General features: G+C 57.5%; 10 protein-coding genes. All 10 read right to left on the bottom strand.

The genetic code is table 11. The annotated features are described in order from the left end of the window. Positions 1–38 precede the first annotated feature (38 nt). A complete protein-coding gene (gene paaB / locus ACVBEJ_RS03540) occupies positions 39–311 on the bottom strand; it encodes a 1,2-phenylacetyl-CoA epoxidase subunit PaaB (protein WP_447128221.1) in 273 nt (90 codons plus the stop codon). Between the two features lie 231 nt (positions 312–542). Next, positions 543–1502: a 1,2-phenylacetyl-CoA epoxidase subunit PaaA gene (paaA, locus tag ACVBEJ_RS03535; protein WP_447128220.1), complete on the bottom strand. Its 960-nt coding sequence runs from the start codon at positions 1500–1502 to the stop codon at positions 543–545. A gap of 161 nt (positions 1503–1663) precedes the next feature. Then, complete coding sequence (pcaF, locus tag ACVBEJ_RS03530; RefSeq protein WP_447128219.1) at positions 1664–2869, bottom strand: 3-oxoadipyl-CoA thiolase; 1206 nt, start codon at positions 2867–2869, stop codon at positions 1664–1666. Between the two features lie 120 nt (positions 2870–2989). Beyond that, positions 2990–3436, bottom strand: coding sequence for a hydroxyphenylacetyl-CoA thioesterase PaaI (gene paaI, locus ACVBEJ_RS03525; protein ID WP_447128218.1), 447 nt, complete (start codon positions 3434–3436; stop codon positions 2990–2992). A gap of 188 nt (positions 3437–3624) precedes the next feature. After that, the gene (paaH, locus tag ACVBEJ_RS03520; protein WP_447128217.1) at positions 3625–5151 is read right to left on the bottom strand and encodes a 3-hydroxyacyl-CoA dehydrogenase PaaH; all 1527 of its coding nucleotides are present in this window, start codon (positions 5149–5151) and stop codon (positions 3625–3627) included. 239 nt (positions 5152–5390) lie between these two features. Further along, positions 5391–6173: a 2-(1,2-epoxy-1,2-dihydrophenyl)acetyl-CoA isomerase PaaG gene (paaG, locus tag ACVBEJ_RS03515; protein WP_447128216.1), complete on the bottom strand. Its 783-nt coding sequence runs from the start codon at positions 6171–6173 to the stop codon at positions 5391–5393. 233 nt (positions 6174–6406) lie between these two features. Continuing rightward, positions 6407–7186, bottom strand: a complete 780-nt coding sequence (paaF, locus tag ACVBEJ_RS03510) for a 2,3-dehydroadipyl-CoA hydratase PaaF (RefSeq protein ID WP_447128215.1) — start codon at positions 7184–7186, stop codon at positions 6407–6409. Positions 7187–7381: 195 nt separating this feature from the next. After that, positions 7382–9427, bottom strand: coding sequence for a phenylacetic acid degradation bifunctional protein PaaZ (gene paaZ, locus ACVBEJ_RS03505; RefSeq protein WP_447128214.1), 2046 nt, complete (start codon positions 9425–9427; stop codon positions 7382–7384). 223 nt (positions 9428–9650) lie between these two features. Further along, complete coding sequence (locus ACVBEJ_RS03500; RefSeq protein ID WP_447128213.1) at positions 9651–10904, bottom strand: dihydrolipoamide acetyltransferase family protein; 1254 nt, start codon at positions 10902–10904, stop codon at positions 9651–9653. A gap of 92 nt (positions 10905–10996) precedes the next feature. Further along, positions 10997–13093, bottom strand: coding sequence for an alpha-ketoacid dehydrogenase subunit alpha/beta (locus ACVBEJ_RS03495; protein WP_447128212.1), 2097 nt, complete (start codon positions 13091–13093; stop codon positions 10997–10999). Between the last annotated feature and the right edge of the window lie 46 nt (positions 13094–13139).

The following is a 13139-nucleotide window of genomic DNA, read 5'->3' as shown; positions in this document are numbered from 1 at the left end:
AAGCAAAGAGATCCTTCGCTGTGCTCAGGATGGCGACGTCACATATTGTTCACTTCTTCCGGCAGCTGATAATGGGTGGCGTGCCGGTAAGGTTTGTCGTCCATCGGGTCGTAGAAACTGTCCCGGTCGCTTTCTTGCGAAGCGGTCACATCACTGGCTTTAACCACCCAAATACTGACGCCTTCGGAGCGGCGAGTGTACACATCGCGGGCGTATTCCAACGCCTGCTCCGCGCTCTCCGCGTGCAGGCTGCCGCAGTGGGTGTGGTCAAGGCCGCGCTTGGAGCGCACGAATACTTCGAATAGGGGCATGTTGTTTTTCATAAGCTGGAATCTCTCTTGGTTCGAGTCTGGCGTTCTTTTCTGGCGGCTTCACGTCTGACGATGTACATCGCACGCTAAAACCAAGCACGTTGCTTGTCATTCTGAGCGTAGCGAAGAATCTCGAACTTCGAACTGGTCTAGGGATTCTTCGCTGCGCTCAGAATGACGGGCTTTTTGCATTTGGCGTGCGACGTCAGACGTGCGTCGTGCGACCGTTCGCTACGCAGCCCGTGCTTTCCGAGCCTTCTGCTTGGCTTCATACGCCCGCGTCGCTTCCCGTACCCACTGGCCTTCGTCGTGGGCTTTTTTGTGGTGCGCCAGGCGCTGGCGGTTACAGGGGCCGTTGCCTTTGATCACGGCAAAAAATTCGTCCCAGTTCAGCTCGCCAAAATCGTAGTGGCCACGTTGCTCGTTCCATTTAATGTCTTTACCGGGCAGTTCCAGGCCCAGCACTTCAATTTGCTTGATGGTCTGGTCCACAAACGCCTGGCGCAGTTCGTCGTTGGATTTGCGTTTGATCTTCCACTTCATGGATTGGGCGGAGTTGGGGGAATCCGCATCGGTGGGGCCGAACATCATCAGCGATGGTTCCCAAAAGCGGTTCAATGCATCCTGCGCCATGGCCTTCTGCTCCGGTGAGCCGTTGGCCAACTTCAGCATAATTTCGTAGCCCTGGCGCTGATGAAAGCTCTCCTCCTTACAAATGCGGATCATGGAGCGGGAGTAGGGACCGTAAGAGGTGCGCTGCAGCGCCACCTGATTGACGATGGCGGCGCCGTCCACCAGCCAGCCAATGGCGCCGATATCTGCCCAGGTAAGTGTAGGGTAATTAAAAATGGAGGAGTACTTGGCCTTGCCTTCATGCATCAGTTGCACCAACTCCTCCCGCGTGGCGCCGAGCGTTTCGGCGGCGCTGTACAGATACAGGCCGTGACCCGCTTCGTCCTGTACCTTGGCCAGCAGTACGATCTTGCGGTGCAGGCTGGGGGCGCGGGTAATCCAGTTGCCCTCCGGTTGCATGCCGATGACTTCAGAGTGGGCGTGCTGAGACATCTGGCGTAATACGGTCTTGCGGTATTTTTCCGGCATCCAGTCCTTCGGCTCGATGCGCTCTTCGGCGTCGATGCGGGCCTGGAAATCGGCTTCCAATTGCTCGATGCTCTTTTGTTCTGCGGTCATGGCTTGCTCCGAGGAGATGGCTTAAGCAATTAATGATACATAAATATTTTGGAAATATAAAATTATGTATCGTTTTTGGTGCTGTCATTCTGAGCGTAGCGAAGAATCTCTTTACCAATTCGGAGTCCGAGATCTTTCGTTACGCTGAGGATGACAATTCGTTAAATTCTTTCAATCACCAGTGCAATCCCCTGCCCAACCCCAATACACATGGTGCAGAGCGCATATTGCCCACCGTCCCGCTGTAGCTGGTACATGGCAGTGGTTACCAGCCGCGCGCCGCTCATGCCCAGTGGGTGGCCCAGGGCGATGGCGCCGCCGTTGCGGTTGACGTGTTCGGCATTGTCCGCCAGGCCCAGTTCGCGCATGCAGGCCAGCCCCTGGGCGGCGAAGGCTTCGTTGAGTTCGATGACGTCCATTTGATCCAGAGTCAGCCCGGCTTTGGCCAGCACTTTGCGGGTGGCGGGCACCGGGCCGATACCCATAATGCGCGGTTCCACACCGGCGGTGGCCATGGCGACGATTTTGGCTTTGGGGGTCAGGTTGTATTTGTGCACCGCTTCTTTGGAGGCAATCAACAGCGCGCAGGCACCGTCGTTAATGCCCGATGCGTTACCGGCGGTTACCGTGCCGCCATCGCGAAACGGGGTTGGCAGTTTTGCCAGCGCCTCGGCGGTGGTGTTGGCGCGGGGGTGTTCGTCGCTGTCGAAGATCAAATCGTCTTGCTTACGACGAGGAATGGTAACCGGCACAATCTCGTCTTTAAAAATTCCATTGGTCTGGGCAGCGGCGGTGCGCTGTTGGCTGCGCAGGGCAAAGGCGTCTTGGTCTGCCCGCGACACAGTAAAGTCTGCCGCCACGTTTTCTGCAGTCTCCGGCATGGAGTCTGCACCGAACTGGCTTTTCATCAGTTTGTTGACAAAGCGCCAGCCCATGGTGGTGTCGTACATTTTCTGGTCGCGGCCAAAGGCGCTGTTGGCTTTGCCCATAACAAAAGGTGCGCGAGACATTTGCTCGACACCGCCAGCGATGATCAGGTCGGCTTCGCCGGATTTGATGGCGCGGGCGGCCATGCCCACCGCATCCATGCCGGAACCGCACAGGCGGTTGGTGGTGCTGGCCGGTACGTCGATGGGTACACCGGCCAGCAGTGCGCTCATCTTGGCCACGTTGCGGTTATCCTCGCCGGCTTGGTTGGCGCAGCCATAAAAGATGTCGTCCACCTGCGTCCAGTCCACGGAGGGGTTGCGCTCCATCAGCGCCTTCATAGGCACTGCGCCCAGGTCGTCGGCGCGCACCGGTGACAGGCTGCCACCGTAGCGGCCAATGGGGGTGCGGATTGCGTCGCAGATATAGGCGTCAGCCATTTTCAGTCTCCTTAACGTGTCGTCATCCCCGCCTACGCGGGAATGACGGGCTTGGTGCAGTTAGCGTGCGACGTCAGACATGCGACGTGCGACTTCTCAAATCATGTTTAACAGTTTAAATCAGAGTACTGAAGTAGTTTCAGGTAATACATTCTGTTTAATCTGATACGACTTGCCGCGAAAATACGCGACTACATCGTTGTTCTGGTTGGTTACGGTGATGTCATAGACGCCCAGTCGCCCCGCCCGGTGTTTTTTCTCGGCGGTGGCGGTGAGTACATCCTCTTCCCGTGCCGGCGCTACGTATTCAATGGAGCAGCCAGAGGCAACGGTCGCCTGGTTGGTGCTGTTGCAGGCAAAGGCAAATGCGGAGTCCGCCAGGGCAAACACAAAACCGCCGTGGCAGGTGGCGTGGCCGTTAAGCATATCTCCGCGCACGGTCATGGTGACTTTGGCAAAGTCCGGCTTTACCTCGGCTACGGTCATGCCCAGTGTTTTGCTGGCTGGGTCTCGGTTGTAGAGCTCCGCAACGCAGGCTTCGGCGAGTTGTTGGTCGGTTAATGCCATTGTTTTCTCTGCTGTCATTCTGAGTGTAGCGAAGGTGGTCGAGATTGACTCGTGCCTTCCATGGCACTCGGCCTTCGGCCGCCTATGGCGCCCAAATTGACTTTCCTGTCAATTTGTCTTCGCTGCGCTCAGGATGCGGGAGTACAGTGCTCAGGATGACGGTGAACTGTATCGGGATGACGTAATAGTTAGTTGCTGAAAAAACTCTGCTCCGCAAAACACTTGCGCCGTATCAGCGGCGAGATGCGGTAGCGGTTTTCGCCGTACAGCAGAGCCAGGTTTTCCAGTACGGTGGCCACTATCGGTACGCCCAGTTGGTCAGCCCAGGCCAGCGGCCCCTGCGGGTAGTTGACGCCGCCTTTCATGGCGAGGTCTACCGCTTTCGCAGTGCACACGCCCTGGTTGACCGCATCGGCACCTTCGTTGGCCAGCATGCAGACGGTGCGCATCACAATCATGCCGGGGATGTCATCGATTACGGACACCTGTTTGCCTATGGCCTGAAACAACCCGGCTGCTTTTTGCAGGGCTTCGTCGCTGGCTTGATCTGCTTTGGTGATGGCGATGCGGGTGGCGTTGTTGTAGTCCAGTGTCAGGTCGAACAGCACCAGTTCGTTGAGTTCTTCTTCGGCGGCCAATTCGGTGGCCATGGTGCCTTCGGTGAGGCGCAGTTCAATGCCATCGACCCAAAGAAAGTTATGGTCTGACTGTTCGCTGCGCTCCACCGCAATTCCGGCATTCTGGAGTTGTTCAATTAGCGACTCAGCGACTCCCAAATGACCGCCGATAATAACGCGCTCAGGTTTTGGGCCTTGTTCAGCAGTATGTGGAGCGGGCTGCTCTGCGCCTTCGGCATAATTGTAGAAGCCTCGGCCAGCTTTACGGCCCAGGCGCCCGGCCTGCACCAGCTCCTGTTGCACCAGCGATGGCAGGAAGCGCTGATCCTGAAAGTAGGCGTTGTAGACGGAGTTGGTAACCGCGTAGTTGACATCCTGACCGATCAAGTCCATCAGCTGGAATGGCCCCATGCGAAAACCGCCGGCTTCACGCATTACCGCGTCGATGGTGGCCACATCGCTGCCCCCTTCCTGCAATACCCGCAGTGCCTCGGCATAGAAAGGCCGGGCCACACGGTTGACGATAAAACCGGGGGTGGATTTGGCCATTACCGGGTGCTTGCCCCAGTTGGCGGCGGTGCTGTACAGGGTTTGCGCGACATGGCTGTCGGTCGCCAGGCCGCTGATCACTTCCACCAGTTGCATCACCGGGGCGGGGTTAAAGAAGTGCATGCCTGCCAAGCGCTCCGGGCGCTTCAAGCCGGCGGCGATGGCGGTAACGGAAATGGATGAGGTGTTGGTGGCGAAAATGGCATCGTCGCCGCAAATATCTTCCAGTTGGCTGAATACGCTCTGTTTGACATCCAGCTTTTCGACAATGGCTTCTACCACCAGTTTGGCGGCGTCCAGTTCCTGCAGGGAGCCGCAGGCGGTTATGCGGCCAGTGAGTTCATCCGCTTGTTCGGCGGTTATTTTGCCCTTGGCGATAACGCGCTCCAGGCCCGCGCGGGTTTTCTCAATGCCCGCCTGGGCAGCGCCCTCGGCGGCGTCAAACAGCAAAACCGGGTGCCCCGCTGCGGCGGCGACCTGGGCAATGCCAGCGCCCATGGTGCCGGCGCCGATTACGGCGATGATGGAGGTGGTGGGTAGTGCGGTCATGCTTTGTTCTGTTCCAGTTTGGTGTGATCTTGCTAATTCGATGTTTTTTGAGGGCCGCACGTCTGAGGTCGCACGCGAAAAATGCCAAGTCCGTCATTCTGAGCGTAGCGAAGAATCTCTTGACCAGTTCGAAATTCGAGATTCTTCGCTGCGCTCAGAATGACAAACAACGTGCTTGGTTTTAGCGTGCGACGTCAGACGTGCGACCACTCTCTACAAAGTAATGTGCTTTAAATTCACTATTCCCCCTTAAACGAAGGCTTGCGCTTCTCCATAAACGCCGCCACACCCTCGCGAAAATCTTTGGTTTGGCCCGCCTTGCGCATATATTCCTTTTCCACTTCCAGTTGCAAGTGATGGCTGTTGGCGGTGGATTGGTGCAGGGCGGATTTGATCATGGCCAGGGCTTTGGTGGGTTTGGTGGCCAGGTTGCGGGCCATGGCCATCACGTCGTCCATCAGGTTGTCGTCTGCCACGCATTTCCAGATCATGCCCCATTGCTCCGCTTGCGGGGCCGGGAGTTTTTCTCCCAGCAGAGCCAAACCTTTGGCGCGGGGCAGCCCCACGGCGCGGGGCAGGTGCCAGGTGCTGCCGGAATCGGGGATCAGACCGATATTGCAAAATGCCTGTACAAAGTAAGCACTTTCGGCGGCTACCACGATATCGCAGGCCAGAGCGAGACTGGCACCGGCGCCGGCAGCCACACCGTTCACTGCGCAGACCACCGGCTTGGGCATGCCCAGCAGTTTGCGAATCAACGGGTTGTAGTTTTTGTCGATGGAGTCACCAAGGTCGAGCATTTCAGTATCGTTGCGGTCACTCAAATCCTGCCCGGCGCAAAAACCGCGCCCGGCGCCGGTCAACACCAGGCAGCGCACAAGTGGGTCGTTTTCCGCACACTTCAATGCCTCGCGCAATTCGCTGTGCATATCCTGATTAAAACTGTTGAGGCGGTCGGGACGGTTGAGAGTGATAACTGCAACGCCGTCTTCAGCGGTGTAGGTGATGGTGGTGAAGGTCATGTTGTTTCCTTTTCGCTGTCGTTGCGTTTTGCTAGTCAATAGCTCTGTTCGGGCGGTCGCACGTCTGACGTCGTATGTCGCACGCTAAAACCATCGGTACCGCGTCATTCTGAGCGCAGCGAAGAATCTCTTTGCTTGTTCGAAGTTCGAGATCCTTCGCTTCGCTCAGGATGACAAACAGCGTGCTTGGTTTTAGCGTGCGACGTCAGACGTGCGACCACAAGCGGGCGCGTTCAGCGCCCCTTGTACTCCGGCTTGCGTTTCTCTAAAAACGCCGTAATCCCTTCGTTGCGATCTTCGGTAGCGGCCAATACGGTGAACGCTTTGCGCTCGTAGTGCAGGCCCGCTTCCAGATCGGTTTCGAAGGCTTTCAATAGTACCTCTTTAGCTTGCTGAACCGCCAAGGGTGCTTGTTTGGTAATGCGACCAGCCAGTTTCAGGGCGCGGGCCAGGGTTTGATCGTCGGCGGTTTTTTCCGCGGCAAGGCCGCTGGCAACCGCTATGTCGGCGCCGATAAACTCACCGGACAGGCACATTTTCATGGCCAGGGATTTGCCCACGGTGCGAATCAAGCGCTGGGTGCCGCCGGCACCGGGGATAATGCCCAGGTTGATTTCGGGCTGACCGAACTCGGCGCTTTCGCCTGCGATTATAATATCCGCGTGCATGGCCAGTTCACAGCCGCCGCCCAGACAATAGCCGTTAACAGCGGCGATAAGGGGTTTTTTAAAATCGTAGATGCGCTTCCAGATTTTTGGTCGCACATCCTGCAAAACTCCCACTGCATCCAGCTTGGCCATTTCTTTTAAATCCGCTCCGGCGGCAAATACCGTGTCGTTGCCATAAAGTACCACGGCGCGAATTTGCTCATTGTCCTGCGCCGCTTCCAACTCCGTTGCCAGCTCGGTGAGCAGGGCGGTGGTAAGCGCGTTGCGGGCTTCCGGGCGGTTGAGTTTGATGAGTAGAACGCCGTTGTCTTGGGGTTCCGCAATTATGTAATCGTAATTGGGCATATCGTGGACTCTTTGTGGAGGCCGCACGTCGCACGTCTGATGTCGCACGCTAAGGCCAAGCACCTTGTTTGTCATCCTGAGCGTAGCGAAGGGTCTTGAACTTCGAAAAGACAAAGAGATTCTTCGCTTCGCTCAGAATGACGGTGTTGGTGTTTTTAGCGTGCGACGTGCGACGTGAAGCGTGCGACCAGTCAATTACGCGTCTTTCTGTTCAACCAAAGTGAGAATGCTGTAGATGGCAACGGCCACGCCTTCCTGGTTAGTCACTTCAACGTCCCACTCTACAACGCCGGTGGCTTTTACATCATCAGGGCGCTTGTCTTTTTTGATTTTCTGCTTGCAGGTGAGTCGCGCCTGGATGGTGTCGCCGATGCCCACCGGCTCGATAAAGCGCAGGTTGTTCAAGCCGTAGTTGGCCAGTACCGGGCCCACCCCTGGATAGACAAACAAGCCGGCGGCGGCGGACAGCACAAAGTAGCCGTGGGCCACCCGTTTGCCGAACAGGGAGTCGGCAGCGGCGGTTTCGTCGAAGTGGGCGTAAAAATGGTCGCCGGACAGACAGCCGAAGTTGACGATGTCCGCTTCGGTGACGGTGCGACGGTGGGTGATCAGGCTGTCACCGGGCTGAATTTCTTCGAAGTATTTGGTGAACGGGTGGGCTTCGGTCAGATTGATTTTTGCGCCGGGTATATATTCGTTGGTGATGGCCGCCAGGGTGGTGGGCGAGCCTTGCAGGGCGGTACGCTGCATATAGTGTTTTACCGAGCGAATGCCGCCCAGTTCTTCGCCGCCACCGGCGCGGCCCGGGCCGCCGTGAACCAGTTGCGCCAGCGGCGAGCCGTGGCCGGTAGATTCGCCGGCGCAGTCGCGGTTAATGATCACCATGCGGCCGTGGTAGGCGGCGGTGCCCAATACCGCTTCGCAGGCTTCTTTGTTGTCGTGGGTAAAAATGGAGCTTACCAGCGAGCCCTTGCCCAGCTTGGAAATCTGAATGGCTTGCTTCAGGTTGTCGTAGGGCATCAGTGTGCTCACCGGGCCAAAGGCTTCCACTTCGTGAGGGGTGGGGGTGGTCAATGGTTGGTCGCAGTAGAGCAGGGTGGTGGGGAAAAACGCCCCTTTGGTTTTGTCGGCAGCGGTTACGTGGAAATTGTCGTCGCCGCCGAATAAGGTGTCGCAACTTTTTTGCAGGGTTTTCACCGCTTCCCAGGTGTCGTTGACCTGGTCCCGACCCACCAGTGCGCCCATACGCACGCCTTCGCTGGATGGGTCGCCGATCAGGTTTTTGGCCAGGCGATTTTTCAGGGCAGCGGCAACCGCATCAACCATGTTGCGCGGTACCAGAATACGGCGGATGGCAGTGCATTTTTGCCCCGCTTTGGTGGTCATCTCGCGCACCACTTCCTTGATAAATAGCGTAAATTCGTCGCTGTCTTGTGCAACCGTTTCACCGAGGATGGTGCAGTTCAGCGAATCCGCTTCCATATTAAAGGGAATGGAATTATCGATAATGTTGGGGTGGGTTTTGAGCATCTTGCCGGTCTTGGCAGAGCCGGTGAAGGTAACGCTGTCCTGCTCGTTGAGGTGATCCAGCAGGTCACCGGTGGAGCCGCAAATCAATTGAATGGAGCCCTCTGGCAAGAGGCCGGTATCAATAATCTCCCGCACCATAAATTCGGTCAGGTAGGCGGACACGGTGGCCGGTTTGACGATGACCGGAACACCGGCGGCCAGTGACGGCGCGATTTTTTCCAGCATGCCCCAGATGGGAAAGTTAAAGGCGTTGATGTGCAGGGACAGGCCTTCCTTGGGCACCAGAATATGGCGGCCCACAAAGGAGCCATTGGCAGACAGGCGTTCGGTGTCCCCTTCCACCGCAAAGGTTTCGTTGGGCATTTCCCGGCGCACGATAGAGCTGATGCTCAACATGGTGCCAATGCCGCCTTCGATATCGATCCAGCTGTCGGCTTTGGTGGCGCCGGTGGCGGCAGACACTTCGTAGAACTTCCTTTTGATACCCAGTAGGTGCAGGCCGAGTTTTTTCATGGCCGTAGCGCGCTGGTGGGTGGTCATCGCCCGCAACGCCGGGCCGCCCACGTTGCGGGCGTATTCTGCCACCGCTTTAAAGTCGATACCGGAACTGGAAACATGACCCAGGGATTCGCCGCTGATGGCGTTAAATACTTCCTGGCCCGGTTCGGTGCCGGTGTGCCAGTTGCCGCAGATGTAGCTTTGGTATTTCATAAGTTGCTTCCCATAAGGCAGAGAGTTGCCAAATTCTAATATCGGAGTTCTTTTTGTGGGGTCGCACGTCGCACGTCTGACGTCGCACGCTAAAAGCAACAGCCCGTCATTCTGAGCGTAGCGAAGAATCTTTTTGGCAGTTCGGAGTTCGAGATCCTTCGCTGTGCTCAGGATGACAATATTACGTTGGTTTTAGCGTGCGACCAGAGCTGCTACGCGGCTCTTACTGCCCCCAATTCACAACCACTTCCACAAACTTTGCCAACCAAGCATTGGTCTGGAAGGCGTCCACTGCCCGGTGGTCGATGCTCAGGGAAACATAACATTTCGGGCGAATGCGGATGTCATCGTTACCGTTGACATCCACCACTTCCACGCGCTTTTCCAGTTTGCCGATGCCGAGAATGGCCACCTGGGGCTGGTTGATAATAATGGGTGCGGCAAACAGGCTGCCGCTGACGCCGTGGTTGGAAATGGTAAAGGTACCGCCTTTCATATCCGCCGGGGTCAGTTTACCGCTGCGGGCGCGTTGGGTTTGATCGTCCAGGGCGCGAGCGATTTCAAACAGATCCATATTTTGAACCCGTTTGACTACGGGAACCACCAGGCCAGCTTCGCCCAGGGCGGTGCCAACGCCGATATTGATATCGTCAAAAATTTCCAGGGCATCGTCGTGGAATTGGGCGTTCATATCTGGCACCGCATTCATGGCCTCCACACAGGCGGCCAGGAAGTAGGCGGTAAAGGTGAGTTTGACGCCTTTGTCGGCGTATTCCTTTTTGTGCCACTTGCGGTGTTCGATGATATTGCTCATATCCATCTCGAACACGGAGGTCACATGGGGTGCTTTGTGCAGCAGGCTTTCTACCATGTGGTTGGCGATGGATTTACGCATCTGGCTGTGGGGCACCAGGCGGCTTGGTATGCCCTGGCTGCCGGGTTTGGGTGCAGGGTGAGCAGACGCTGCCGGGGCAGCGGTTTTGCCGTCTTGCTCTGCTTTGCCGCTGGCCAGGTAGCGCACTACATCGTCGCGGGTTACCCGGCCGCCGCGACCGGTACCGGGAACGCTGTCAAAGTTGAGTTGGTGCTGCGCCACCAGTTTGCGTACCGCCGGGCCGATTAAATGGCGCGAGGAGCCGTTTTCTAGCGCTGGTGCCGGTGTTTCGGCGACAGCTTGCAACGCCGGGTCAGCCGCTGTTGCTGCCACGACCTCAGTGGCAATGGCTGATGGCTGGCCGCTGACAAGGGTCGCCATCAGCGCATCCGGCTCTATATTGTCGCCCACAGTGGCAATCAATTCCGCCATGGTACCATCTGTGGGAGCGACAATTTCGATGGATACCTTGTCCGTTTCCAGCTCCGCCACCGGTTGATCTTTGGTCACGCTGTCGCCCACCGCCACCAACCACTGGCTGAGAGTGGCCTCGGTGCCTTCCAATTGTTCGGCGGGGAGGGTGATGTTTATTTTGTCTGTCATGAGTGTTCCGTAGTTTGTGTTCGGTGGTGCGGCGTTACTTCTGAGTATTTAGTGAGTGGCCGCACGTCGCACGTCAGACGTGCGACCCAAAATTAAATCTCCAACAGCTCGCTCATCCCCGCCGCAATCTTCTTCACACTCGGCACCGCCGCGTTCAGCAGGTGAATATTGTGCGGGTTGGGAATGTCGGGCATGGTCAGACGGCGCACCGGGGCGTCCAGGTCGAAGAACAGTTCATCGGTAAGGGTAGCCGCAATTTCAGCGCCGAAGCCGGCGGTTTTGTTATCTTCGTGGACGATCAGGCAGCGAGCGGTCTTTTTCACTGATTCGAGAATGCAGTCTTTGTCCCATGGCTGGATAGAACGCAGGTCGATCACCTCGACTTTGCCGTCGAATTGCCTGGCGGCGGCTTCGCAACGCTGCACCATGGCCCCCCAGGTCACCACGGTGAGTTTGTCACCCGCCAGTAGGGTTTTGGCTTTGCCAAATGGAATCACAAACTTGTCGCCGGGATAGGGGCGGCGCGCCCAGCTGTCGTCCAGCAGGTTGCGGTGTTCAAAGAAAATGGTGGGGTTGTTGCTCCTCAGCGCAGAACGCAACAGCCCCACGGCGTCTTCGGCGTTGCTGGGCATGGCCAGCTGCCAGCCCACTTTGTGCGCCCATTCCACTTCGTCACACATGCTGTGCCAGGGGTCGCCGCGGCGGGCAAAGCCGCCGGGTACGCGCACTACCATAGGCGCGGCAAATTGGTTGGCGGTGCGCCAGCGCATAATGCCGGTGTCGGTGAGTTGTTCGGCGGCGGGCTCGGCGTATTTGCGGAACTGAATTTCCGGAACCGGCATCAGGCCGGACAGGGCCATGCCCACGGAGCGGCCGATAATGCCTTCCTCCGACAGGCTGGTGTCAAATACCCTGTTGTCACCGTACTTGTCATTCAGCCCCAAAGTGGCGGCATGCACACCACCTTTGGGGCCAACGTCTTCACCGAATACGAGCACTTTGGGGTTGCTGGCCAGTTCGTAATCCAGGGTTTTGCGAATGGCGGTGAGCATATTCAGGCGCGCGCCTTCTGGTACGGCTATTTCAGAGGTTGCAGGGAGTTGGTGGCCGCTGGCGGCCAGGCCACCGCGCAGTTGCAGTTCCGGATTGCCGTTGGCGTCTGTTTCTTCGTACACGTAGCGGGTGAGGTTGTCGGTGTCTGGTTCAGGGCGTTCCAGGGCCTTCTCTACGGCCGCTTTTACCTCGGCGGTGGCTCTTGTTTCCAGAGCGCTCCATTGGTCTTCGTCGATCAGGTTCTGGCTCAGCATAAAAGCTTTTAGCTTGGGCAGCGGGTCGTTGGCCTGTTCGTGGGCGATACATTCTTCCGGTTTGTAGGTCTGGGTGTCCTGGAAGGTGTGGCCGCACAAGCGCGGCACTTTCAGGCGCAGCAGGCAGGTGCCCTGGCCGGAGCGCACGTGATCAACCGCTTCTTTAATTCTGGTGGCCGCTTGCAGTGGATCGGAGCCGTCGCCGTCAATAATTTTCAATTGCTTGTAAGCGGCAAGATTGGCTACCTGGTCGCCGCCGGGGGTTTGCACTTCTTGCGGTACGGAGATGCCGTAGCCGTTGTCTTCGATATAAAACAGGTGGGGCAGATTGTTGGTGGTGGAGATATTCAGCGCCGCCCAAAAGCCGCTGGTGGACATGGAGGAATCGCCGCCCATGGAAACGCCTAACGCTCCGCGGTAGGCATCGTCTTTCAGTTCATTCTGGTTGTAAACGATGGACTGGGCCCAGCCGGAAATGGGTGAATACTGGGAGCCCACGCCGCCGCACATGGGAAACAGCATGGCACCGGTGCGCTTCTCGTTGGGGTAGTTGCACACCACGCCGATGTCGCGGCCATCGGAGTAGCCGCCACTGCGGGCCAGGGGGCCCGCCAGGGCTGCTTCAAAATCTTCCCCCAAAGAGAGCACAAACGGGCGCGAGCGATAGTAGCCGGTGGCGCCGTCGTGGGGATGGGTAAGCAGCGAGCCCAGCATCACCTGGGCCATATCGTGGCCGCGGGCGGAAAACTGATTGAATACCAGTTTTTGCGGTACCAGTTCTTGTTCTTCCACGTCGTCCATGGCGCGGGAAGCAAGGATCAAGTAAGCGATGCGCTGCCAGTCGTAGGCGGTGATGGCGTTTGTGTCGGGTAGCTCTACCATGGGTATCGGGCAATCTCTATTTGGTGTGGTGTTGCAACCGTCATCG

This window comes from Porticoccus sp. GXU_MW_L64 (assembly GCF_052983295.1).
Note: the sequence above shows the minus strand (reverse complement) of the source record. Positions and strands in the feature narration are given on the sequence as shown.

Coding starts and splice junctions, on each gene's coding strand:
- paaB (WP_447128221.1), bottom strand. CDS start 311: ATGCCCCTATTCGAAGTATTCGTGCGCTCCAAGCGCGGCCTTGACCAC.
- paaF (WP_447128215.1), bottom strand. CDS start 7,186: ATGCCCAATTACGATTACATAATTGCGGAACCCCAAGACAACGGCGTT.
- ACVBEJ_RS03500 (WP_447128213.1), bottom strand. CDS start 10,904: ATGACAGACAAAATAAACATCACCCTCCCCGCCGAACAATTGGAAGGC.
- pcaF (WP_447128219.1), bottom strand. CDS start 2,869: ATGGCTGACGCCTATATCTGCGACGCAATCCGCACCCCCATTGGCCGC.
- ACVBEJ_RS03495 (WP_447128212.1), bottom strand. CDS start 13,093: ATGGTAGAGCTACCCGACACAAACGCCATCACCGCCTACGACTGGCAG.
- paaI (WP_447128218.1), bottom strand. CDS start 3,436: ATGGCATTAACCGACCAACAACTCGCCGAAGCCTGCGTTGCGGAGCTC.
- paaH (WP_447128217.1), bottom strand. CDS start 5,151: ATGACCGCACTACCCACCACCTCCATCATCGCCGTAATCGGCGCCGGC.
- paaZ (WP_447128214.1), bottom strand. CDS start 9,427: ATGAAATACCAAAGCTACATCTGCGGCAACTGGCACACCGGCACCGAA.
- paaA (WP_447128220.1), bottom strand. CDS start 1,502: ATGACCGCAGAACAAAAGAGCATCGAGCAATTGGAAGCCGATTTCCAG.
- paaG (WP_447128216.1), bottom strand. CDS start 6,173: ATGACCTTCACCACCATCACCTACACCGCTGAAGACGGCGTTGCAGTT.